This window comes from Burkholderia ubonensis subsp. mesacidophila, from assembly GCF_002097715.1.
Lineage (GTDB): Bacteria > Pseudomonadota > Gammaproteobacteria > Burkholderiales > Burkholderiaceae > Burkholderia > Burkholderia mesacidophila.
Map to the genome: position 1 here is coordinate 1980588 of NZ_CP020738.1, position 22533 is coordinate 2003120.

18 protein-coding genes are annotated in these 22533 nt (G+C 69.4%); 9 read left to right on the forward strand and 9 right to left on the reverse strand.

Annotation, left to right across the window (positions count from 1 at the left end; translation table 11 throughout):
• Positions 1 to 56 precede the first annotated feature (56 nt).
• The 3 genes from B7P44_RS26280 (at position 57) to B7P44_RS26290 (ending at position 5953) form a co-directional block, all read left to right on the forward strand.
• Complete coding sequence (locus B7P44_RS26280) at positions 57 to 1463, forward strand: 3-deoxy-D-arabino-heptulosonate 7-phosphate synthase (protein WP_084908846.1); 1407 nt, start codon at positions 57 to 59, stop codon at positions 1461 to 1463.
• Between the two features lie 396 nt (positions 1464 to 1859).
• Positions 1860 to 4445, forward strand: coding sequence for a bifunctional aconitate hydratase 2/2-methylisocitrate dehydratase (gene acnB, locus B7P44_RS26285; RefSeq protein WP_084908847.1), 2586 nt, complete (start codon positions 1860 to 1862; stop codon positions 4443 to 4445).
• 152 nt (positions 4446 to 4597) lie between these two features.
• Entirely contained in the window at positions 4598 to 5953 is a 1356-nt protein-coding gene (locus B7P44_RS26290; RefSeq protein ID WP_084908848.1) for a leucine-rich repeat-containing protein kinase family protein, read from the forward strand.
• 38 nt (positions 5954 to 5991) lie between these two features.
• On the opposite strand, the gene B7P44_RS26295 is transcribed toward B7P44_RS26290, so the two are convergent.
• Positions 5992 to 7491, reverse strand: coding sequence for a trypsin-like peptidase domain-containing protein (locus B7P44_RS26295; protein ID WP_084908849.1), 1500 nt, complete (start codon positions 7489 to 7491; stop codon positions 5992 to 5994).
• A gap of 243 nt (positions 7492 to 7734) precedes the next feature.
• A complete protein-coding gene (pdxR, locus tag B7P44_RS26300) occupies positions 7735 to 9207 on the reverse strand; it encodes a MocR-like pyridoxine biosynthesis transcription factor PdxR (RefSeq protein WP_084908850.1) in 1473 nt (490 codons plus the stop codon).
• A gap of 117 nt (positions 9208 to 9324) precedes the next feature.
• Here pdxR and B7P44_RS26305 point away from each other — a divergent pair, with 117 nt between their 5' ends.
• The 3 genes from B7P44_RS26305 to B7P44_RS26315 all read left to right on the forward strand — a co-directional run bounded on the left by B7P44_RS26305 (position 9325) and on the right by B7P44_RS26315 (position 12484).
• Positions 9325 to 10521, forward strand: coding sequence for a GNAT family N-acetyltransferase (locus tag B7P44_RS26305; RefSeq protein ID WP_084908851.1), 1197 nt, complete (start codon positions 9325 to 9327; stop codon positions 10519 to 10521).
• Positions 10522 to 10840: 319 nt separating this feature from the next.
• Positions 10841 to 11497, forward strand: coding sequence for a VC0807 family protein (locus B7P44_RS26310; protein WP_084908852.1), 657 nt, complete (start codon positions 10841 to 10843; stop codon positions 11495 to 11497).
• A 120-nt stretch (positions 11498 to 11617) separates the two neighbouring features.
• Positions 11618 to 12484, forward strand: a complete 867-nt coding sequence (locus B7P44_RS26315; RefSeq protein ID WP_084908853.1) for a CPBP family intramembrane glutamic endopeptidase — start codon at positions 11618 to 11620, stop codon at positions 12482 to 12484.
• Positions 12485 to 12497: 13 nt separating this feature from the next.
• On the opposite strand, the gene B7P44_RS26320 is transcribed toward B7P44_RS26315, so the two are convergent.
• The 4 genes from B7P44_RS26320 to B7P44_RS26335 all read right to left on the reverse strand — a co-directional run bounded on the left by B7P44_RS26320 (position 12498) and on the right by B7P44_RS26335 (position 17085).
• Complete coding sequence (locus tag B7P44_RS26320; RefSeq protein ID WP_084908854.1) at positions 12498 to 13169, reverse strand: MarC family protein; 672 nt, start codon at positions 13167 to 13169, stop codon at positions 12498 to 12500.
• Positions 13170 to 13298: 129 nt separating this feature from the next.
• Positions 13299 to 14099 carry an enoyl-CoA hydratase-related protein gene (locus tag B7P44_RS26325; protein WP_084908855.1) on the reverse strand — a complete coding sequence of 267 codons (801 nt, stop codon included), beginning with the start codon at positions 14097 to 14099 and terminating at the stop codon, positions 13299 to 13301.
• A 50-nt stretch (positions 14100 to 14149) separates the two neighbouring features.
• Positions 14150 to 15472, reverse strand: coding sequence for a phenylacetate--CoA ligase PaaK (gene paaK, locus B7P44_RS26330; protein WP_084908856.1), 1323 nt, complete (start codon positions 15470 to 15472; stop codon positions 14150 to 14152).
• Between the two features lie 56 nt (positions 15473 to 15528).
• A complete protein-coding gene (locus B7P44_RS26335) occupies positions 15529 to 17085 on the reverse strand; it encodes a 3-hydroxyacyl-CoA dehydrogenase (protein ID WP_084908857.1) in 1557 nt (518 codons plus the stop codon).
• 544 nt (positions 17086 to 17629) lie between these two features.
• Between B7P44_RS26335 and B7P44_RS26340 the strand changes: the two genes are divergently transcribed.
• Together B7P44_RS26340 and B7P44_RS26345 are read left to right on the forward strand one after the other, a co-directional pair.
• Positions 17630 to 18718, forward strand: a complete 1089-nt coding sequence (locus B7P44_RS26340) for a calcium:cation antiporter (protein ID WP_084908858.1) — start codon at positions 17630 to 17632, stop codon at positions 18716 to 18718.
• A 176-nt stretch (positions 18719 to 18894) separates the two neighbouring features.
• Complete coding sequence (locus B7P44_RS26345) at positions 18895 to 19236, forward strand: hypothetical protein (RefSeq protein WP_231716707.1); 342 nt, start codon at positions 18895 to 18897, stop codon at positions 19234 to 19236.
• 19 nt (positions 19237 to 19255) lie between these two features.
• On the opposite strand, the gene B7P44_RS26350 is transcribed toward B7P44_RS26345, so the two are convergent.
• The 3 genes from B7P44_RS26350 to B7P44_RS26360 all read right to left on the reverse strand — a co-directional run bounded on the left by B7P44_RS26350 (position 19256) and on the right by B7P44_RS26360 (position 21455).
• Positions 19256 to 20026 carry a hypothetical protein gene (locus tag B7P44_RS26350; RefSeq protein WP_231716846.1) on the reverse strand — a complete coding sequence of 257 codons (771 nt, stop codon included), beginning with the start codon at positions 20024 to 20026 and terminating at the stop codon, positions 19256 to 19258.
• Between the two features lie 85 nt (positions 20027 to 20111).
• Positions 20112 to 20480 carry a hypothetical protein gene (locus tag B7P44_RS26355; protein ID WP_084908860.1) on the reverse strand — a complete coding sequence of 123 codons (369 nt, stop codon included), beginning with the start codon at positions 20478 to 20480 and terminating at the stop codon, positions 20112 to 20114.
• A 66-nt stretch (positions 20481 to 20546) separates the two neighbouring features.
• A complete protein-coding gene (locus B7P44_RS26360) occupies positions 20547 to 21455 on the reverse strand; it encodes a LysR family transcriptional regulator (RefSeq protein ID WP_084908861.1) in 909 nt (302 codons plus the stop codon).
• 102 nt (positions 21456 to 21557) lie between these two features.
• On the opposite strand from B7P44_RS26360, the gene B7P44_RS26365 reads away from it, so the two are divergent.
• On the forward strand, positions 21558 to 22496 hold the full coding sequence (locus B7P44_RS26365; protein WP_084910035.1) for a 2-hydroxyacid dehydrogenase: 939 nt from the start codon (positions 21558 to 21560) through the stop codon (positions 22494 to 22496).
• Positions 22497 to 22533: the final 37 nt, after the last annotated feature.

Here is a 22533-nt window from a genome sequence, read left to right on the forward strand (position 1 = left end):
TCGTCGCTGTCTCACGCGGCTTGAGTGCACGAAACGCCTTCACTCCGATACGCTCCATGTCGCCGACACCGTTGCCTGCCTTGCTCGACGAAGTACTCCGCACCGTCGATCGCCGTTACCGGCTGCCGCCGCTCGTCCGCGCGTCTTCCCTGTCCGACGCCGCGAGTCCTTCCACCACCCTTGCGATCGTGATCGAGGAAGCCCGCGAGGCGCTGGTCGGCGGCCAGTCTCCCGGAGAGGAACTGCGATGCCGCTTCATCGACGCACTCTCACACATGATCCGCGATGCGATGGACCCTCAATCCGGCGATCCCGCGTTTCAGGCCGTGGTGCTTCGGCACAACGCGGCGAGCGTGCGCGAATACGCATCGTTGTCCGCGCGCGCCGAGCAGGACCGCCGGACGCTGCGCTCGGCCGTCAACGCGATCGCCCATCCGGCCAAACGCGAACGTCACGCGCAAGCGTGGCGGCGCGACGCGCTCGCCCAGTTGCATGAGGCTGCGTCGTCCGCCTCGTGGGACAAGCTTCACGCCACGTTGCAGCGCCTCCTTGTCCTGCCGGAGATGGCGACCGACGCCGCTTTCGAGTGCGACATCGCCAAATTGACAGGCAGCCCCGCGCTCGAACGCTTGCGCAATCTCGACGCACTGGCATCGGATGAGCGCGTATGCCAGTACCAGGCGCTCTGGGGACGCAATGGCCCGCACTCGGGCAGCTCGCTCGCCGCGGCGCAGGGCGCCGTTTCGCACCAACGGGGCGCGGCTGTCGAAGCATCGGCCGCGCAGGCGCTCGAAGCACTGGCCGGGCGGCTCAATGCCGCGGATGAGCAGCGCATGTACCGCGTGGTCACCTCCATGCGCGTGCCGGCATCGATACCCGGCCGGCACGACCGCGCGAAAACCGAGTGGGACGCGGTCCTGCTCGAACGCGCGCGAGGCGACGAGCCCGCGCCCGCCTGGCATGTTCGCTTCCTCGTGGAAGCGAAGGCCTCCACGGAGGCCGCAACCACCGATTTGCCGAGGTTGCTGCGCGGCGTGAGCCTGCTCGCCCAAGGCGACAGGAACACGATTTATTCGTTCGAGACGCGCCAAGGCGCGGTGCGCCTGCACGGCGCGTCGCTCTGCGCGCTGGCGACCGACGACGCGACCTTGCAACGACAAGTGCTCTACTGCTGCGATGCGCCTGCGGACGCGACGCCCCGTCTATTGGGCGCCGCGAGCCGGATGCAGTTGCTCTCGGCGCAGGCCAGCCTCGACTATGCGAGTGCGGGGGTGCAACGCGCGGATGCGGACCCGCACGGCCTCGGCGCGATATGGCATGCGCTTCTGGAACAACCGCAATGGCGCGCCGTGCTGCATCAATACCCTACGCTGCGGCAAGTCCGCGAGTTGATGGTTCGGACCGACGACCTCCTGGCCGCCATCGACGGTGCGACCGGCGGCGGCGCTGCAATCGACGCGTGACGCACGCGTATCGCGCCGGCAATCAACGCCTGCGCGCCAAAAGGGCGCCCCCGAACGGCTCACGCCCCTTTTTTACATAGCGGAATCCAGACCCGAAATAATCTGCGTCACGTCACAGGCCGACCCAAAAATCCCGGTCGAATAGCGTGCCGCAGACCGTCCCCGCGCCTGCCGACTGTCGTCGGCATTGCCCGGAACACCTTGTGCGACAAGGCTCTCACGTCAACCGCCGGATCTCGCACGCATTTTATTTCCGCAACTCTTATATAAGATATAAGATATTTGACGCTTCGGCATATTGCGATTAGAATCGCGATCAAAGCAGTGCCCGAAACAGGAACAGCCTCGGAGCGCCTGAAAAGCCTTCCCCTGAAACGCCATATCAGCAGGTCCCCTATGCTTGAAAACTTTCGTGCTCACGTGGCCGCCCGCGCCGCGCTCGGTATTCCCCCCCTGCCGCTGACGGCTCAGCAGACCGCCGAACTGGTCGAGCTGCTGGCGAATCCGCCCGCCGGCGAAGAGCAGACCCTGCTCGACCTGATCACCCACCGCGTGCCTGCCGGCGTGGACGAGGCCGCCCGCGTGAAGGCCGGCTTCCTGGCCGCCGTGGCCAAGGGCGAGACCGCCTGTCCGCTGATCTCGCGCGCTCGCGCCACCGAACTGCTCGGCACGATGCTGGGCGGCTACAACATCCAGCCGCTGATCGAGCTGCTGTCCGACGCCGAAGTGGGCGCCGTGGCCGCCGACGCGCTGAAGAAAACCCTGCTGATGTTCGACCAGTTCCACGACGTCAAGGAACTGGCCGACAAGGGCAACGCGCACGCCAAGGCCGTGCTGCAAAGCTGGGCCGACGCCGAATGGTTCACCAGCCGTCCGGAAGTGCCGCAAAGCCTGACCATCACCGTCTTCAAGGTGACGGGAGAAACCAACACCGACGACCTGTCGCCGGCGCCGGACGCCACCACCCGCCCGGACATCCCGATGCACGCGCTGGCGATGCTGAAGAACGCGCGTCCCGGCATCACCCCGGAAGAGGACGGCAAGCGCGGCCCGGTCAAGTTCATCGAGTCGCTGAAGGAAAAGGGCCACCTGGTCGCGTACGTGGGCGACGTGGTCGGCACCGGCTCCTCGCGCAAGTCGGCCACCAACTCGGTGCTGTGGTTCACGGGTGAAGACATCCCGTTCGTCCCGAACAAGCGCTTCGGCGGCGTGTGCCTGGGCGGCAAGATCGCCCCGATCTTCTACAACACGATGGAAGACGCAGGCGCCCTGCCGATCGAACTCGACGTGTCGCAGATGGAAATGGGCGACGTGGTCGAACTGCGCCCGTACGACGGCAAGGCCCTGAAGAACGGCGAAGTGATCGCCGAGTTCCAGGTCAAGTCCGACGTGCTGTTCGACGAAGTGCGCGCCGGCGGCCGCATTCCGCTGATCATCGGCCGCGGGCTGACCGCGAAGGCGCGTGAAGCGCTGGGCCTCGCGCCGTCGACGCTGTTCCGCCTGCCGCATCAGCCGGCCGACAGCGGCAAGGGTTTCTCGCTGGCCCAGAAGATGGTCGGCCGCGCGTGCGGTTTGCCGGACGGCCAGGGCATCCGCCCGGGCACGTACTGCGAACCGAAGATGACCTCGGTCGGCTCGCAGGACACCACGGGCCCGATGACCCGCGACGAACTGAAGGACCTGGCGTGCCTGGGCTTCTCGGCCGACCTCGTGATGCAGTCGTTCTGCCACACCGCCGCTTATCCGAAGCCGGTGGACGTGAAGACGCACCAGACCCTGCCGAACTTCATCAGCACCCGTGGCGGCATCGCGCTGCGCCCGGGCGACGGCGTGATCCACTCGTGGCTGAACCGCATGCTGCTGCCCGACACTGTGGGCACCGGCGGCGACTCGCACACGCGCTTCCCGATCGGCATCAGCTTCCCGGCCGGTTCGGGCCTGGTCGCCTTTGCAGCCGCCACCGGCACGATGCCGCTGGACATGCCGGAATCGGTGCTGGTCCGCTTCAAGGGCAAGATGCAGCCGGGCGTGACCCTGCGTGACCTGGTCAACGCGATTCCGCTGTACGCGATCAAGCAAGGCATGCTGACGGTGGCCAAGCAAGGCAAGAAGAACATCTTCTCCGGCCGCATTCTCGAAATCGAAGGCCTGCCCGACCTGAAGGTCGAGCAAGCGTTCGAGCTGTCGGATGCGTCCGCCGAGCGCTCGGCCGCCGGTTGCACGGTCCACCTGAACAAGGAACCGATCATCGAATACCTCAACAGCAACGTCACGCTGCTGAAGTGGATGATCGCCCAGGGCTACCAGGACCCGCGCAGCCTGCAGCGCCGCATCGCGGCGATGGAGCAGTGGCTGGCCGACCCGCAACTGCTGTCGCCGGATGCCGACGCCGAGTACGCAGCCGTCATCGAGATCGACCTGGCCGACATCCACGAGCCGATCGTGGCCTGCCCGAACGATCCGGACGACGTGAAGACGCTGTCCGACGTGGCCGGCGCCAAGATCGACGAAGTGTTCATCGGTTCGTGCATGACCAACATCGGCCACTTCCGTGCCGCGTCGAAGCTGCTGGAAGGCAAGCGCGACATCCCGGTCAAGCTGTGGGTCGCCCCGCCGACCAAGATGGATCAGAAGCAGCTGACCGAGGAAGGCCACTACGGCGTGTTCGGCACGGCCGGCGCCCGCACCGAAATGCCGGGCTGCTCGCTGTGCATGGGTAACCAGGCGCAGGTGCGCGAAGGCGCGACCGTCATGTCGACGTCGACCCGCAACTTCCCGAACCGCCTCGGCAAGAACACGAACGTGTACCTCGGCTCGGCGGAACTGGCGGCGATCTGCTCGCGCCTGGGCAAGATCCCGACCAAGGACGAGTACATGGCCGACATGGGCGTGCTCAACGCCAACGGCGACAAGATCTACAAGTACATGAACTTCGACCAGATCGAAGACTTCAAGGAAGTGGCCGACACCGTGCAGATGTAAGCGTGCTGTCGGGCTACGGCGGGCTGTGCTCGTCGTAGCGCCACGCAATGGCGCCGCAGGCTGAATGCCTGCGGCGCCATTTTTTTGGGTGACGCCGGACCCGACGCCGTTCCCCGTACAATTCCCGCCAACCGAATTGCACCTCGAACCGCGTGACCACCACTCTCGACCAACTGCGCGCCGGCCAGCTCTCCGGCGCCCGCCACCTCAAGCTCGCCTGCGGCCTGACCGAATTCCCCCGCGAAATCTTCGATCTGGCCGACACGCTGGAAACGCTCGACCTGACCGGCAACGCGCTGTCGACGCTGCCGGACGACCTGCCGCGCCTGGGCAAACTGCGCATCCTCTTCGCGTCCGACAACCGTTTCACCGAACTGCCCGAAGTGCTCGGCGCGTGCCCGCAGCTGAGCATGATCGGCTTCAAGGCGAACCGCATCCGCACGGTCTCCGGCAAATCGCTTCCGCCCCTGCTTCGCTGGCTGATCCTGACCGACAACGAAGTCGATGCGCTGCCGGCGGAAATCGGCCACTGTTCCCATCTGCAGAAACTGATGCTCGCAGGCAACCGCCTGCGCACGCTGCCCGAATCCCTGTCCGCGTGCTCGCGGCTCGAGCTCGTGCGCCTGTCCGCGAATCAGTTGAGCGCGTTGCCCGCCTGGCTGCTGCGTTTGCCGCGGCTGGCCTGGCTCGCCTATGCCGGCAACCCGCTCGGCGCGGCACTGGAAGCGACGGCGGCAGCCGATTCGAGCCTCCCCGAGGTTCCGTGGGAAACACTGGCGCTGGAGCAAAAGCTCGGCGAAGGCGCATCGGGCGTCATCCATCGGGCGCGACGCCGCCCCGCTGCAACCGACCCATCGCAGCACGTCGCCGTCAAGCTGTTCAAGGGCGCGGTGACGAGCGACGGTCTGCCGGACTGCGAGATGGCGGCCTGCATCCAAGCCGGGCAGCATCCGAACCTGATCCCGGTAATCGGCAGGGTGAACGGCCATCCGGCGAAGGCCCACGGTCTCATCATGGAACTGATCGATCCCGCATTCGTGAATCTCGCCGCGCCGCCAAGCCTCGCGTCCTGCACACGCGACGTCTATGCGGACGACGCGCGATTCGATCCCGCGTCGGCATTGCGTATCGCGCACGGCATCGCTTCGGCGGCCCGACATCTGCACGAGCGAGGCATCCTGCATGGCGACCTGTACGCGCACAACATCCTGCATCGCGGCGCGGGGCAGGCGCTACTGGGCGATTTCGGCGCGGCGTCCTTTTACGATGCCGACGACGCGGCACTCGGCGCCGCGCTGCAGCGGCTCGAAGTCCGCGCTTTCGGTTGCCTGCTCGAGGAACTGATCGAGCGCTGCGACGCCGGCAAGCTGCCCGCCGGTCGCGAACTCGAAGCGCTCACGGCAGCCTGCTTGAGTGAAAACGTCGAGAGCCGGCCTTCGTTCGCTACGATCGCGTCAGGCTTGCAGGCGTGGGCAAACCCGCCGTCGACCGCGCAACGGCCATCCTGAAACGGTCCGGCTCGCGACGACGCATCCACCGCAGCCCCCTACCGCGTTCGCACCGATACGAACTTGCGCGTGTTGTTGCGCTGGATCAGCACCGCGATCACCTTCCCGCCCTTCGCTTCGAGCGCAGCGACGTCGTCCGGCGTTTCGAGCAGCGTGTCGTTGAGCTCCAGCACGACGTCGCCCGGCTGGATGCCGGCAGCGGCGGCCGGGCCGCGCGCGTCGTCCACCATCATCCCGACCGCGAGCCCCGTCGCCCGGCGTTCCTCCTCGGACAGCGGGTGCATCGTCAGGCCGAGACGATCGCCGCCGCCTTCGGCCGGTCGTGCAGCGCCGCCCATGTCGGCGCCCCCGCCCACCACCGAGCCGCCCCCGCCGGCCGTCACCGTCAGCGTGATCGGCTTGCGGTTGCGGATCAGCCGGAGCGGCGTCTTCGCGCCGGGCGGCAGCGCGGCCGCATAGTCGCTCAGTTCGGCCGAGTGGCCGATCGGCCGGTCGCCGAGCTGCACGATCACGTCGCCGGGCTTCACGCCGACCGCGGCGGCCGGCGACCCGGGCTCGACCGCGTTGACGAGCGCGCCTGCCGGCCGCGGCAGGCCGAACGCGGCCGCCAGCCCCGCGCCGACGTCCTGCACGTCGACGCCGAGCGCATTGCCCGACGGGTTGCGTTGCGCCTGCATCTGCGTCTGCAGTTGCGCGCGCACCCTGGCCGCCAGGCCGATCGGAATCGCGAAGGTCAGGCTCGAATAGCGGTCGCCGCCCGTATAGACCTGCACCGCGATCCCGATCACCTCACCGGCGCGATTGAACACCGGCCCGCCCGAGTTGTCGGGATTGACCGCGATGTCGGTCTGGAAGAACGGGAACGCGCCGCCGTCCGGCAGCATGCGCGCGGTCGCGCTGATGATGCCGGCGGTGACCGTGTTCCCCGCGCCGTCCGGTGAGCCGACCGTGATCACCGTCTCGCCGACGCGCACCTTCGACGAATCGCCGAGCCGGACCACCGGCAGCTTCGTCGCGTCGATTCGCAGCACCGCGACGTCGCTCTGCGCGTCGACGGTCAGGACCCTCGCCTTGAACTCGCGGTGGTCGGTCAGCCGCACCGTCACGTCGGTCGCCTGGTCGACGACGTGCGCGGACGTGAGGATCATGCCGTCGGCACTGACGATGAACCCCGAGCCGCTGCCGGACAGCATGCGCGGCGCGGTCTCCGGCGTCGTCGGCGGCTGCGGCACGTCGCGCCGGAAGAACGCGGAGAGCGGATCGTCGGGATCGAGCGCCGCGACACCCGGCGCGGCAGGCGCCGGCCCTTGCGGCTCCGCCGAGGCCGTGCTGATGTACACGACGGCCGGGCCGTAGCGTTCGACGATCGCGGGAAGATCGACGGGCGACGCGGCGGGCGGCGCCACGCGCCGTTCCTTCGCCGCGGCCGACGCGGGGCTCGCCGCGTCGGCCGCCGGCTGCAGACCCAGGCAGCCGGCAAACACGCTCCCGAGCAGCGCGGCGCGAAGCACGGCGCGGACAAGCGTCAGGCGGACCACGGTGCACCTCCCCCGGGCAGTCGCCGCGCCGCGCGATGCGCGAAACGCGCAGGCGGCCGGCAAGCACCAGTACACGACTCCATTTATAGTCCACGCCGCACGCCAGAGCATACGAATCGACGACGGCTCGAACAGGCCACGCATCGGCCGCGAAACAGCGGCAGCATTCGTTCCGGTCAAACCGGCGGCTTCGTCAATCCGCATAACTCCGACGGTCCGCCCATCCCGCTGGCGACGGCCGGATCAGCGACCGCCGATTCGTTTCGCCAGCACGGACACCGTGCGCAGCAGCGGCTCGAATGCATCCGCCGACGTGTTGCCGAAGCCGAGCACGAGCCCGTTGTGCGCGGTCTCCGCGCGCATCGAGAAGCCCGACAGCGGATACGGCACGATGCCGTGCGCACGCGCGGCGTCGACGAGCGCGCGATCCGGGTAGCGCGTCGGCAGGCGCAGCGTCAGGTGCAGGCCGCATGGCCCGCCCTCGACGCGATGCGGGACGCCCAGCGCGCTGTCGAGCGCGGCCAGCAGCGCGAGGCGGCGATCGCGGTACAACCGGCGCATGCGACCGAGGTGCCGGCCGTATTCGCCGCTCTCGATGAAGTCGGCCAGCGCGAGCTGCACGTGGCGCGCGCCGCCGCGCAGCAGCTCCGGCAGCACGGCCCGCACCGCGGGCAGCAGCGCTTCCGGCAGCACCAGGAAGCCGATGCGCAGCGCCGGAAACATCGTCTTGCTGAACGAGCCGACATACAGGACGGGCGAATCCGGCGCGAGCCCCTGCATCGCGCCGATCGGCTCGCCGGTGTGGCGGAATTCGCTGTCGTAGTCGTCCTCGATGAGCCACGCGCGATGCCGGCGCGCGGCGTCGAGCAGCGCGAGCCGGCGCGAGATCGACAGCACCGCGCCGGTCGGAAACTGGTTCGACGGCGTCGTGTAGACGAGGCGCGGCGTCCGGTCGCGCCAGTCATCGGCATCCGCGCACAAGCCTTCCGCGTCGACCGGCATCGGCACCACGTCGAGGTCGCCCGCCTGCATCGCGGTGCGCGCGCCGCGGTAGCCGGGCTCCTCGACCCACACGGTGTCGCCGGGGTTGGTCAGCAGCTGCACGCACAGCGCGATCGCGCCTTGCGCGCCTTCGGTCATCACGATCTGCTCGGGATCGCAGCGCACGCCCCGCGTCACCGCCAGATGCCGCGCGATCGATTCGCGCAGCATGGGCTCGCCGAGCGGATCGCCGTAGCCGAGCAGCTCGCGCCCCGTGCGGCGCAGCGCGCGGTCCATCGCGTGCCGCCACGCATCGACCGGAAATTGCGACAGCGCGGGCACGCCCGGACGGAAGCCGTCGAATTCGCCGCCGTCACCGACGCGGCTCGGACGGATGCGGCCGAGCCGCTGCGCGACGGCCGGCGGCGCCGTGCGCCGACGCGGCTCGGTCCGGCGCGCCAGCCCGACGACGCGCGTGCCGCGGCGATCCGATTGCAGGAAGCCTTCGGCGACGAGCTGCTCGTAGACGGCCGTCACGGTGTTGCGCGAGATGCCGAGCGTGTCGGCCAGCGCGCGCGTGCCGGGCAGCCGCGCGCCGGCCGGCATCGCGCCGCCGAGGATCGCGTCGCGCAGGCGGCGCAGCAGTTGCCGCTGCAGCGAAGGGGCGCCCGGCGCGCGCGACAGCGGCGCATCGAGCTGCGGAAGAACGTCGTCGGAAGGCGAGGCGAGGGTCATGAAATACGTGGCACCATAAATTTGCGAGACGCTGGCGCTTTTCATGGTACCTCGCCAGCACTACGATCGTCTTCAGGCCGGTAAGTCGCCGGCCGTATCCACGAAGCGAGATCGACCTTGTCTACGACCAACGCCTACCAACAGTCCGTCGGGCAGCCGCTCCCCGACTGGTCCGCCCGCCCCCGCCCGCAGCCCGTCACGCTCCACGGGCGTCATTGCCGCATCGAGCCGCTCGACGCCGACCGTCACGCGGCGGATCTGTACGCCGCGTACGCATCGGCCCCCGACGGCCGCAACTGGACCTACCTGGCGCACGGGCCATACACAGACGAAGCGAGCTATCGCGCATATGCGCGCACCGCCGCCGAGAGCACCGACCCGATGCATTTCGCGGTGATCGACGTCGCGAGCGGCCGCGCGGTCGGCACGCTCGCGCTGATGCGCATCGACCCGGCCAACGGCGTGATCGAGGTCGGCTCGGTCACGTTCTCGCCGGCCCTGCAGCGGACGCCGATTTCGACCGAGGCGCAGTACCTGCTGATGCGGCACGTGTTCGACACGCTCGGCTACCGGCGCTACGAATGGAAATGCGACAGCCTGAACGCGCCGTCCCGCAAGGCGGCCGAACGGCTCGGCTTCCGCTACGAAGGCACGTTCCGGCAGGCGCTCGTCTACAAGGGCCGCAACCGTGACACCGCGTGGTACTCGATCGTCGACGGCGAATGGCCCGCGCTCGCGGCGGCGTTCGACGCGTGGCTGTCGCCCGCCAACTTCGACGAACAAGGAAACCAGCGCGCGTCGCTCGCCGCGATCCGTCACGCGCAGGCGAACGCGCGCGACGCCGCCAGCCGCGCGGACGGCGCGACGCGCATCGCGATCCGGCCGCTCGCGGCCGCCGACGAAGCCGCATGGCGGCCGCTGTGGCGCGCATACCAGCAGTTCTACGGCACCGCGCTGAGCGACGCCGTGTTCGCGACGACCTGGGCGCGCCTGATGGATCCCGCCGAACCGATGTTCGTGCTCGGCGCGTTCGACGACGCGGGCGTGCTGGTCGGCATCGTGCACGCGCTGTTCCATCGCTCGTGCTGGACCGAGGGGCCGTACTGCTATCTGCAGGACCTGTACACGGCCGCCGACGCGCGTGGGCGCGGCGCGGGCGGCGCGCTGATCGAGGCCGTGTACGCACGGGCGCGCGAAGCCGGTGCGAGCCGCGTGTACTGGCTCACGCGCGAGACCAATACGACGGCGCGCGCGCTGTACGACCGGCTCGCGAACAACGCGGGCTTCATTCAGTACCGGAAGGACTTGGGGTAACGCGTGCGCGGCGGCCGCCCGGCGAAGGTCACGCCCGGGCGGCCGGGTTCGCCCCGGGTTCGCCCCGGGTACGCCCATCCCGCGCTGGTCGCGGCAGGCCGAGGCGGGCGCGGTCGGGCTTCTCGAGGAACTGGTCAACAACAAGGACCGCAACGTGAAGATCATCGTGCAGCCTGCCGCCGGCTGACGATCGCGACGCGGCGCGCGCAGGGAGGAACCGCCCTATCCGGTTCCGCCCGACCTGCAGGCGGCGGGTGAATCTCGATATACTGGATTCCATCCGGTTCGGGCATCCGAACCCATCATCTGGAATCCCACCGTGAAAGCGCGCGCCGGCCTGGCCCTCGAACTCGTCGTCAACCTGTTGTTGCCGTGGGTCGCTTACCACTTTACCCATCCCCGTTTCGGCGAAACCGGCGCGCTTTATGCGTCGGCCATCCCGCCCGTCGTCTGGTCGGTCGTCGAATTCGCGCGCGCGCGCCGCGTCGACGCGGTAAGCGCCGTCGTGCTGTTCGGCATCGCGCTGTCGATCGTCGCGATGGCGCTCGGCGGCAGCCCGCGCGCGCTGCTGATGCGCGAATCGTTCGCGTCGGGGGCGATCGGCATCATCTTCCTGCTGTCGCTCGTGCGCGAGCGACCGCTGATCTTCTATCTCACGCGCGCCACCGTGGCCCGCCAGATGGCGGGCGGCGCCGCGCGCTTCGAGGCGGTCTGGGACGAGCAGCCGCTGCTGCGGCAGACGCTGCGCCTGATGACCTTCGCGTGGGGCGCCGGGCTCAGCTTCGAGATGCTGCTGCGCTGCTGGATGGTCGTGAACTGGCCGGTCGAGCGCGTGCTGGTCGTGTCGCCGATCGCCGGCTATTCGATCTTCGGCGGCCTGCTGATGTGGACGTTCTGGTACCGGCGGCGCATGCGCACGCGCAACAGCGTCGACATCCCGACCCGCGAAGGCATCACCGAACCCGCCGGCCGTTGACGGCCGGCGCACCCGTTACGGGTGCCCTTGTGTAGACGCGCCTCTCCGGGCGCGCTTCTGCGGGCCCAATACGCAGTCCTGTATGATGCGCGGCATTTCATCGGAGGAATGCCGCCACTCATGTCCATATCGACTGTCCCGTTCACCGCAACCTGGATCGCCATCTTCGCCGCCGCGGCGCTCGCCTGGTGCCGCCCGCTGCGCATCCCCAGCCTGATGCTCGGCGTCGCCGGCTACGCCGGCGCGCTCGCGCTCGGCCAGCTCGCGCCGCTCGCACTGGCGCCGCTGGCATTGCTCGCGCTGGCCGCATGGGGCGTCGCGCCCGCACGTCCGGCCGCGCTGCGCTTCGCCGCGCATGCCGTCTTCCTCGCACTCGCGATCGCGCTGAGCCTGCACCTGCTGCCCGGCTTCCATAATCCGCGCGTGATCGCGCCGACCCGGTTCACGCCGGACGCGGTGCCGTTCACGATGTACCTGAATCTCGACAAGCCGCTCGCCGGCCTGTGGCTGCTGTGGGTGCTGCCGTGGGTGCATCCGGCCGTGTCGCCGGCGCGCGCGCTGCGGGTGGGCGTCGTCGTCGCGCTCGCGACGTCCGCGGCGTGCCTCGCCGGCGCGACCGCGCTCGGCATGGTCGGCTGGGCGCCCAAATGGCCGACGGCCGGCTGGCTCTGGCTCGCGAACAACGTGCTGCTCGTGACGCTCGCCGAAGAAGCGCTGTTCCGCGGCTACCTGCAAGGCGGCCTGACCCGCGCGCTCGGCGCGTTCTCGTGGGGACCGTGGGTTGCGCTGGCCGCGGGCGCCGCACTGTTCGGCGCGGCCCATGCGGCGGCCGGCTGGCAATGGATCGTGCTCGGCACGGTGGCCGGCGTCGGCTACGGCATCGCGTACCGCCGGGGCGGCCTGTTCGCCGCCGCGCTCGCGCACGCGGGGCTGAACGTCGTCCACTTCGGGCTGTTCACGTATCCGATGCTGGCCGCCGCGCATTAAGCGCCGCGCGCGCTTACTTGACCTGGTCGGCGATCGGCTGCAGGAACTCGGAAAAGCCGGTCAGCATGATCTGCACGCCGATGCAAAGCAGCAGGAACGCCGACACGCGCATCGCGACCTTGGTGCCTTCGGTGCCGAGGTAGCGCGCGAGGAACGCGGAGCGGCTGTAGGTCTGCCAGATCACCAGCGCGACGAGCGCGGACACCGCGATCGACACGAGGCTCGACAGCGCGAACTCCGACAGCTTGTGCGTCCGGTTCGCGTTGAGCGCGATCGCGGTGGCGATCGAGCCGGGGCCGGTGGTCAGCGGCACGGTGAGCGGGAAGAACGCGCGCTTCATCACGGTGGACACGTCGATCGGCTTGACCGGCGTATCGCCGCCGCCCGGCACGTCGGGCTCGTTCAGCATCCGCCACCCCGCCACCGCCACCGCGAAGCCGCCGCCGATGCGCAGCGCTTCCATCGAGATCCCGAAGAAATGCAGCACCGGCGTGCCGGCGAAGAACGCGACGAGCAGCACGACGAACGAATTGAACGCGACCTTCTTCGCGAGCATGTCGCGCTCCTGCTCGGTCAGCGACTCGGTACGTTCGAGAAACAGGAAGGCGATGCCGATCGGGTTGATGATGCCCATCAGGCCGGTGAAGCCGAACAGGATCTCGGAGATAAGGCGGTTGACGATCATCGGACGGGGAATCGGTCAGGTCGGATTCGGCGGCGCGCCGGGGGTCACGCATTGTAGAGCAACCGTCTCCGTTTGCGGCGCGGCGGATGAGCGTCGGCAAGCCGCCGCGCCGGGTGTCCGTTCCTGCACTTACGCGCCGCCCGCCTCCCACGCCGGCGCCCGCTTCGCGAAGAACGCCGCGAAGCCTTCCTTCGCTTCGTCCGTCGCGCGCACGCGCGAGATCGTCTGCGCGGTGAAAGCCGCGCGTTCGTCGGACGGCGGATATTCGCCGATCGCGTCGAAGAAGCGCTTGATCTCCATCAGCGCATGCGGGCCGTTGCGGCTCAGCTCCGCGAGGGTCCTGGCCAGTGCGTCGTCGAGCGCATCGAGCGGCACGACCTGGTGGATCAGCCCGATTTCGACCGCCTCGCCTGCGCTCAACTGCGTCGCGGTCAGCGCGAGCCGGCGCGCCTGGCGCTGGCCGACCGCCTCGACGAGATACGGGCCGATCACGGCCGGCAGGATGCCGAAGCGCGCCTCGCTGACCGCGAAGCGCGCCTGGTCGCTCGCGATCACGATGTCGCACGCGGCGCACAGGCCGACACCGCCGCCGAACGCGTGCCCCTGCACGCGCGCGACGGTCGGTTTCGGGCACTGCCGGATCGCGCGCATCATCGCCGCGAAGCGCTCCGCGTCGCGCAGGTTCGCCGCCGCGTCGTTCGCGCTTGCGCGCTGCATCCACTGCAGGTCGGCGCCCGCGCAGAACGCGCGGCCGTCCGAGCGCAGCACGATCGCGCGCACGTCGTCGCGCGCGCCGAGCGTGGTGAAGGTGTCGGTCAGCTCGGCGATCATCGTCTCGTCGAACGCGTTGAGCACGTCGCCGCGCGTGAGCGCGACGGTCGCGATGCCGCGCGCATCGACGCTGACGGCCAGGGTCTTCAATCCATCCATCGATCAGGTTTCCTCGGTTAGTCGCTCGGTTAGTCAGTCAGGCAATGGGGTCAGGCGGCATGCCGCCGGTCGATCACGCGCTTGGCCTTGCCGGTCGCGGTCGTCGGAATGCCGCCCGCCGGCAGCACCGTGACGCCCGCGGACACGCCGACCATCGTCTTGATCCGGTGCTGCAGTTCGCGCGCGATCGCGGCGCGCTCGCCTTCCGGCACGCTGGCGCCCGCTTCCGAGCGCAGCTCGACCGCGAGATCGAGCCGGTCCATGTGGCCGTCTCGCGAGATCGTCAGCTGGTACTGGCCGGACAGCTTCGGTTGCGCGACGACCAGCTCCTCGATCTGGCTCGGGAACACGTTCACGCCGCGGATGATCATCATGTCGTCCGAACGGCCGGTGATCTTCGCGAGGCGGCGCATCGTGCGCGCGGTCGGCGGCAAAAGCGCGGTCAGGTCGCGGGTGCGGTAGCGGATCACCGGCATCGCTTCCTTCGTGAGCGACGTGAACACGAGCTCGCCCTCGCTGCCGTCCGGCAGCACCTCGCCCGTCACCGGGTCGATGATCTCGGGATAGAAATGGTCTTCCCAGACCACCGGGCCGTCCTTGGTCTCGATGCATTCGCACGCGACGCCCGGGCCCATCACTTCGGACAGCCCGTAGATGTCGAGCGCGTCGATGCCCGCGCGCGTCTGCACTTCCTCGCGCAGCGCCTGCGTCCACGGCTCCGCGCCGAAGATGCCGATCTTCAGCGACGACGCGGCCGGGTCCATGCCCTGCCGCACCATCTCGTCGATCAGGTTCAGCATGTACGACGGCGTGACGAGGATGATCCTCGGCTCGAAATCGCGGATCAGCTGCACCTGCTTCTCGGTCTGCCCGCCCGACATCGGCACGACCATGCAGCCGAGCCGCTCCGCACCGTAATGGATGCCGAGGCCGCCCGTGAACAGCCCGTAGCCGAACGCGTTGTGCAGCGTGTCGCCGGGGCGGCCGCCCGCCGCGCGGATCGAGCGCGCGATCACGTTCGCCCAGGTGTCGATGTCGCGCGCCGTGTAGCCGACCACGGTCGGCTTGCCGGTCGTGCCGCTCGATGCGTGCACCCGCACCACCTGCTGACGCGGCACCGCGAACAGCCCGCACGGGTAGTTGTCGCGGAAATCGGTTTTCGTCGTGAACGGGAATTTCGCGAGATCGGCGAGCGTCGTCAGGTCGTCCGGATGCACGCCCGCCGCGTCGAACGAGCGGCGGTAGTGCGGGACGTTGTCGTACGCGTGGCGCAGCGACCACTTGAGCCGCTGCAGCTGCAGCGCCTGGAGTTCGTCGCGGCTCGCGGTCTCGATCGGGTCGAGCGCGGCCATCGGGTGCGTCGGGGCAGTCATCGGGGTGCTCCTCCAGTGGAGTGATGTCGTTATCGTGATCGGGGGGAAAGCGGCGGTCAGGACCGGAACGCACGGCCGGCCGCGCGCAGCGCGGCGATGCGCGGCGACACGCGATAGCGGTCCTCGCCGTAGCTCGCGGCCAGATGCGACAGCACGCGATGCACGCGTGCGATGCCGATCGCGTCGGCCCACGCAAGCGGGCCGCACGGATAGTTGACGCCCTTTTCCATCGCGAGATCGAGATCGGCGGGCGAGCACACGCCCTGGTTCACCGTGTCGGCCGCTTCGTTCGCGAGCATCGCGACGGTGCGCATCACGATCATGCCCGGCACGTCGGCTAGGCCGACGACGCGAAAGCCCGCCTGCTGGAACAGGCCGACCGCGTCCGCATAGGCTGCGTCGCTGCACTGGAGCGCGCGGGTCAGCGCGACAAGCCCGGCCTGTGCGTAGTCGCGCGCGAGGTCGACGAGCACGAGGTCGGCCACGCCCGTCTGCGCGGCGCGTTCGGTCGCGGTGCGGCCGTCGGTCAGCGCGACCGATGCGCGGCCGGCCGTCGCGAGCAGGTCGTCGGGATGGGCGTGCGCGTGCCGCGCGCCGGCCACGCGCTCGGCGATGCGCGCGCGCAGCGCATCGGCCGGGCCGTCCTGCGCGAACAGCGTGACGGCCGCGGGCGCGTCGCGCGGCGGCTCGACGTCCGGCGCCGGCGGCGTCGCGCCGTCCGCATACGAATAGAACCCGCGGCCCGACTTGCGGCCGAGGAAGCCTGCGTTGACCAATTCCTGCTGGATCAGCGACGGCGTGAAGCGCGGATCGTTGAAGTAAGCGCGGAACACCGATTCGGTCACCGCGAAGTTCACGTCGTGGCCGATCAGGTCCATCAGCTCGAACGGCCCCATCCGGAACCCGCCCGCTTCGCGCATCACCGCGTCGATCGACGCGGGCGCGCCGCCCTGCTCGTTCAGCACGCGCAGCGCCTCCGCGTAGTACGGCCGCGCGACGCGGTTGACGATGAAGCCGGGCGTCGACTTCGTCAGCACCGGCCGCTTGCCCCACGCGGCGGCGGTGTCGTACAGCACCTGCGCGACCTCGGGCGCGGTCGCGAGCCCGCTGACCACCTCGACGAGCGCCATCAGCGGCGCGGGGTTGAAGAAATGCAGGCCGGCGACCCGCTGCGGCGCGCGCAGGCCGGCCGCGATCGCCGTGATCGAGATCGACGACGTGTTGGTCGCGAGCAGGCACGCGTCGTCGACATGACGCTCGAGCGTCGCGAAGATCTCGCGCTTCACGTCGAGCCGCTCGGCCGCCGCCTCGACGACCAGCGCGGCGGGCGCGAAGTCGGCCAGCGCGCGCACCGCGCTCACACGGTTCGCCGCGGCTTCCGCCTGGGCCGGATCGAGCCGGCCCTTCTCCGCGAGACGCGCGAACTGAGCGCGAATCCCGGCGAGCGCCTTGTCGCAGGCCGCTTCGTTCAGGTCGTACATCAGCACCGGATGGCCGGCCGCCGCCGCGACCTGCGCGATGCCCGCGCCCATCGCGCCCGCGCCGATCACGCCGACGACCGCCGCCGGCGCCAGCGCGCCCGAGTTCACCGATTGTGCAGAGGAAACAGCCATCGCTTGCGATCCGTCAGGAAATGAGAATGTTGGCGATTATAAACCGACCGGTCGGTAGATTTATGTCAGGGCGAGCCCGGATTCGTCACGTAAAAGACCATTACCGAATCGGCAAAGACAAAAAATGAAAAATTCTCGGCACTTTTTTCAAATCGAAAGGTCAACGTAAGGGTTCGATTTTCGGAGAGCAGCCCGCATCCGCCTGATAAAATCCCGCAACCCGCAGGATTTCAGGGAGAAACCGCGTGCCACGCCGCCATTGCCGCGCATCGCCGGCCGCCCATTCGGGGCCGGAACCGAGCCGCCGGCGTTGCCGGGCGGCGATCCAGCCCTGCTTCCAGCGGCCAGTCGCATCGAACCGGTTCGGCGCGACGGGCTCGGCCCGCCCGCGCTACCTGCCGCCTTGCAGCGGCGAACCCGGGCGGCGCTTTTCCGCGCCGCCGTCCTTCAGTTCCATCGCTCTCGTTCGGCGGTTGTCCGGCCGGGCTTCGTCCAACCCGTGACGGCGCGTTGCGCGCCGCCACTCGAATAAGGAAAACCCTCCATGCCGAAATCGTCCAACCCGCTCCCGCGCTGGACCATCTGGGCCCCGCTTGCCGCCTGGCTGGTGCTCGCGCTGTCGCGCGTCGTGCCGGCCGAAGGTCTCGTCATCGCACTGTTCGCGGCGGCGCTTGCCGGCTCGGTATTTGCCGCCGTCCACCATGCCGAGGTCGTCGCGCACCGCGTCGGCGAACCGTTCGGCACGCTCGTGCTCGCCGTCGCCGTGACCGTCATCGAAGTCGCGCTGATCGTGTCGGTGATGCTCGGTGCCGGCCCCGAGAAATCCGGCCTCGCGCGCGATACCGTGTTCGCCGCGGTGATGATCATCTGCAACGGCATCGTCGGCCTGTGCCTGCTCGTCGGCGCATGGAAGCACGGCGAGCAGGACTTCCAGGGGCGCGGCGCGAGCAAGGCGCTCGCGGTGCTCGCGTCGCTGTCGGTGCTGTCGCTCGTGATGCCGAACTACCTGAGCGCCGCGCCGGGCCCGCTGTTTTCGCGGTCGCAGCTCGCGTTCGCGGGCGTGTCGTCGCTGGTGCTGTACGGCGTGTTCGTGTTCGTGCAGACCGTGCGCCACCGCGACTACTTCCTCGCCGACCACGACAGCGCGAACGAATCCGTCCACGCGGCGCCGCCGAGCAGCCGCACCGCGCTGGTCAGCCTGCTGTTCCTGTTCGTCAGCCTCGTCGCGGTGGTGCTGCTCGCGAAGCTGCTGTCGCCGGCCGTCGAGCACGCGGTGCTGCAGCTCGGCCTGCCGGAAGCCGCGGTCGGCATCGTGATCGCCGCGCTCGTGCTGCTGCCCGAAGGGCTCGCGGCCACCAGCGCGGCGCGCGCGAATCGCCTGCAGACCAGCATGAACCTCGCGCTCGGCTCGGCGCTCGCGAGCATCGGGCTCACGATTCCGACGGTCGCCGCGGTGTTCATCTGGATCGGCCAGCCGCTCACGCTCGGCATCGGTGCGATGGAAACCGTGCTGCTGTCGCTGACGCTGCTCGTCAGCACGCTGACGCTCAGCGCCGGGCGCACGACCGTGCTGCACGGCGTCGTGCACCTGTCGCTGTTCGCCGCCTATCTGTTCCTGTCGGTCACGCACTGACGCATCGGATGATGCCCGTGCTCATCAGGACAAGCAGGATGCAAAAACTTCCCGTCCGGCTGATCGGCATCCTGCTGGCGCTGCACCTGCCCGTGGGGCACGCGCAGCCGGCCAGCGCGCCGGACGATGACATCGGAGCCTAGCATTTCGACAATCCGTTGCTGTATTACGGCGACATGGACACCGACGGCAACGCGCTCTACGTGATCTGCAAAGCCGGGCGGCTTCGGGCCTCGGTGCTGGTGAGCGGCGCCGATCGACATGACGGCCAGCGCGTGCGCGTCACGTTTGCGTCGAACAGCGCACGCGTTTCAAGCCGCGGCGCGCTTGCGCTGTCCGATCTCGACATGTACGCCGTCGCGGAAATCACGGACCGCGCGCGGTTCTATCGCCTGTTCGACGACGACCGGGAGCTTCGGATCGACGTCGAAGGCGATCACCTTCGCCTGCCGTTGCGCGGCGCGCGCGATCAGGCCGTTCAACTGAAAGCCGCCTGTCCGGTCAGGCGAGGACGCTGAAGGCCGCGTCCCGCACACGTCATGGGTTGCGTGCGGCGGCGCCCGCGTTCCCGCATGCGTCCGGCGTCCGGTCGGACGTCCCCGCACACTGCCGCCACACCGCGTCCGGCATCGCCGCGACCACGACGAGATCCTGTCCCGGCGCGTAGTTCCAGATCACACGCCCCGGCCGGTCGCGCGCGGCTTCCCAGATCCTGCGCTTCTGCGCCGCGGTCAGGCGAATCGCGCCGTTCCGGCCGCTCTTGCCGGCCGCGAGCAGCTGCATCTCGTCCCCCCGGAACGCAATGATGCCGCCGGCCGACTCGTCGCCCGGCAACAGCAGGAAACGCCACGCGTAAAACTCGGAATCGACCGGCGGAATCTTCCAGTTCGGGCCGTCGAGCACCAGCGTGCGCCGTTCGCGATCGATCGCGTCATGGGCGCCGTCGATCAACGGCAACCGGTGCGGCAGGGTCGGAGGCTGCCCGGACGACGCCAGATAAAGCGCGCCCGGCCTGCCCTGTGCGTCGAAGGTGCGCACCAGCGCGCCTGCGTCGTCGCGGCGGATCACGCGTAGCAGGCGGCCGCCGGCGTCATGCACGTAGACGAGCCCGCCCGGATCGCCGGCGCGGCCGTCGCACACGTCGGCGCCCGACGCCGCCAGCCAGCCGTGCGCGTCGCGTTTCGCCAACCTCGACAGGATGACGGTCTGTGCGATCAGCACCCCGACCGCCGTCGCGCCGCCGGCCAGCGTGCCGTAGCGCGACACCACCATCGACGCCGCGATCGCGGCGGGAATCAGGTAAAGCACCCAGATCAATCTGCGCCCTCGTTGTTCTTATGTCGGCGGCGACACGCGCCGGCCTCACGCCTGCATGACGGTCCGTCGCTTCGCGTCAGTCCGGCCGGTTGGAACGGATAGCGGACGACGCACCGCTCGCCGGTTTGTCGACGACGGCGTCGACGATATCGCCGACCCAGTCCAGATCATGGTTTTCCCGGCGCGCATGCTTCATGTCGATCTGCGCGCGCATCAAGTCGAAACCCTCGCGCGCGTGGTCGCGCCGTGGCGGCACGACGACGCCCTTCGCCATCTGGCGCCGTGCGAGATCGGCCTTCGCTTTCTGATGCCGGGTCAGCTTCTTCTTGCCGGCTGGTCGCGGTTTCGGTGCCGCCGGCGGCGCGTCGCTTTGCGGCGGCGTCGCGGCCGCCGCGATCTCCCGCTTCAAGCGGGCGCAGAAATTCCGGATGGCGTCGATCAGCATCGTCTGGTTCCGTCTTCGGTGGTTCGAAATGCTCCGAACCGAAGTGTGCCACGCAACCCCGCCGCGTCACACCGTCCCGCCTTCCGCACTCTCTGCGAGAAACGTATCGACCATCGCGTTGAAGCGCGGCAGCGCGGGGTTGTCGTTGTCCGTGCGCCACGCGAGATACAGCTCGGCCGCCACGTCGACGTTCGCGAGCGGCCGGAACACGACGCCGCCGACGTGCAGCGCGCGCGCCGACGCCGGCACCAGCGCCGCGCCGAGCCCCGCGCGCACGAGGCCGAGTATCGTGTGCGTCTGCCCGACGTAGTGCAGGTAGTTCGGCAGCCGCCCGGCGTTCGCGAACATGCCCGAGATCACGTCGTAGAAGTACTTGCCCTCGTTCGGCGAATACGCGATGAACGGCTGCCGGTCGAGATCGTCGGGGCCGATCCATTCCCGCGCGGCGAGCGCCGAGCCTTCCGCGACCGCGACGAGCAGCGGCTCGCGCAGCGCCAGCCGGTATTCGAGCGGCTGGCGGGCCGCGCGCTGCCGCACGAACCCCGCGTCGAGCATCCGCGACACGAGCGCGTCGATCTGCACCGTCGACACCATCTCGCGCAATTCGACGTCGACGTCCGGCAGCGCATGCGCGGCGTGCGCGAGCAGCATCGGGATCATCCGGTACGCGCTGACCGCGGTGAACCCGAGCGTGATGCGCCCCGCCTCGCCGCGCGCGACGCGCTGCGCGGCCTGCTCCGCCCGCGCGGAAAACTCGAGGATGTGCTGCGCGTCGCGCAGGAAGCGCTCGCCGGCGGCGGTCAGGCTCACCTGCCGGCTGTTGCGCTCGAGCAGCGAGATGCCGAGCGCGTGCTCGAGCAGCTGGATCTGCCGGCTGAGCGGCGGCTGCGTCATGAACAGCCGTTTCGCCGCGCGACCGAAATGCAGCTCCTCGGCGACCGCGACGAAGCAGCGGAGCTGGTGCAATTCAATCATTCAAAATCTGGATTGATCGATAGGCTTTTGATGTTAGACCAACATCGATGCGATTTCTATACTCGGTTGCACTTGCTGCCCCACCGCCTGACCGAGCCCGTCATGACCATCGACCTCCTCCTCACCCAACCGCTTCCCGCCGACATCGACGCCGAGCTGACCGCCCGCTATGCGGTGCACCGGCTGTACGAAGCGGCGGACCGCGACGCGCTGATCGATCGCGTCGCGCCGCGCATCCGCGGCGTCGTCACAGGCGGCGCGAACGGCCTGTCGCGCGCGTGGATGGATCGGCTCCCGGCACTGGAAATCGTCGCGATCAACGGCATCGGCACCGACGCGGTCGACCTCGAATGCGCGCGCTCGCGCGGCATCCACGTGACGACGACGCCGGACGTGCTGACCGACGACGTCGCCGACATGGCGATGGGCCTGATCCTGATGACGCTGCGCGATCTCGGCGCGGGCGACCGGATCGTGCGCGCGCGCCGCTGGGGCACGGTTGCGCAGCCGCTCGCGACGCAGGTGACGGGCAAGCGGCTCGGCATCGTCGGGCTCGGCCGCGTCGGGCGCGCGATCGCCGAGCGCGCGCGGGCGTTCCGGATGCCGGTCAGCTATTGCGGCCCGCGCGAGCATCCGGGCTGCGGCTGCCGCTACGTCGCCGATCCGGTCACGCTCGCGCGCGACAGCGACGTGCTCGTGGTCGCCGCGTCGGCGGACCACGGCACCGTGCTCGTCACCGCCGACGTGCTCGCCGCGCTCGGCCCGCAAGGATTCCTGATCAACGTCGCACGCGGCAAGCTGGTCGACGAAGCGGCGCTGGTGCGCGCGCTCGCGAGCGGCACGATCGCCGGCGCGGGGCTCGACGTGTTCGCGAACGAGCCGCACGTGCCGGCCGAATTGCTGGAACTGGAGCGCGTCGTGGTGCAGCCGCACCGTGCGAGCGCGACGCACGAAACCCGCCGCGAGATGGGCCGCATCGTGCTCGCCAATCTCGCCGCGTGCTTCGCCGGGCAGCGTCCGCCGACCAGCGTGACGACCTGACCGCCTGCGCGGCCGCGCAGGGCCGCCCCGACACGAC

What these genes read in the sequence shown, in the direction of transcription:
- B7P44_RS26280 (WP_084908846.1), top strand. Translation starts at nt 57, where the DNA reads ATGTCGCCGACACCGTTGCCTGCCTTGCTCGACGAAGTACTCCGCACC.
- acnB (WP_084908847.1), top strand. Translation starts at nt 1,860, where the DNA reads ATGCTTGAAAACTTTCGTGCTCACGTGGCCGCCCGCGCCGCGCTCGGT.
- pdxR (WP_084908850.1), bottom strand. Translation starts at nt 9,207, where the DNA reads ATGACCCTCGCCTCGCCTTCCGACGACGTTCTTCCGCAGCTCGATGCG.
- B7P44_RS26315 (WP_084908853.1), top strand. Translation starts at nt 11,618, where the DNA reads ATGTCCATATCGACTGTCCCGTTCACCGCAACCTGGATCGCCATCTTC.
- B7P44_RS26320 (WP_084908854.1), bottom strand. Translation starts at nt 13,169, where the DNA reads ATGATCGTCAACCGCCTTATCTCCGAGATCCTGTTCGGCTTCACCGGC.
- B7P44_RS26325 (WP_084908855.1), bottom strand. Translation starts at nt 14,099, where the DNA reads ATGGATGGATTGAAGACCCTGGCCGTCAGCGTCGATGCGCGCGGCATC.
- paaK (WP_084908856.1), bottom strand. Translation starts at nt 15,472, where the DNA reads ATGACTGCCCCGACGCACCCGATGGCCGCGCTCGACCCGATCGAGACC.
- B7P44_RS26335 (WP_084908857.1), bottom strand. Translation starts at nt 17,085, where the DNA reads ATGGCTGTTTCCTCTGCACAATCGGTGAACTCGGGCGCGCTGGCGCCG.
- B7P44_RS26340 (WP_084908858.1), top strand. Translation starts at nt 17,630, where the DNA reads ATGCCGAAATCGTCCAACCCGCTCCCGCGCTGGACCATCTGGGCCCCG.
- B7P44_RS26345 (WP_231716707.1), top strand. Translation starts at nt 18,895, where the DNA reads ATGGACACCGACGGCAACGCGCTCTACGTGATCTGCAAAGCCGGGCGG.
- B7P44_RS26355 (WP_084908860.1), bottom strand. Translation starts at nt 20,480, where the DNA reads ATGCTGATCGACGCCATCCGGAATTTCTGCGCCCGCTTGAAGCGGGAG.
- B7P44_RS26360 (WP_084908861.1), bottom strand. Translation starts at nt 21,455, where the DNA reads ATGATTGAATTGCACCAGCTCCGCTGCTTCGTCGCGGTCGCCGAGGAG.
- B7P44_RS26365 (WP_084910035.1), top strand. Translation starts at nt 21,558, where the DNA reads ATGACCATCGACCTCCTCCTCACCCAACCGCTTCCCGCCGACATCGAC.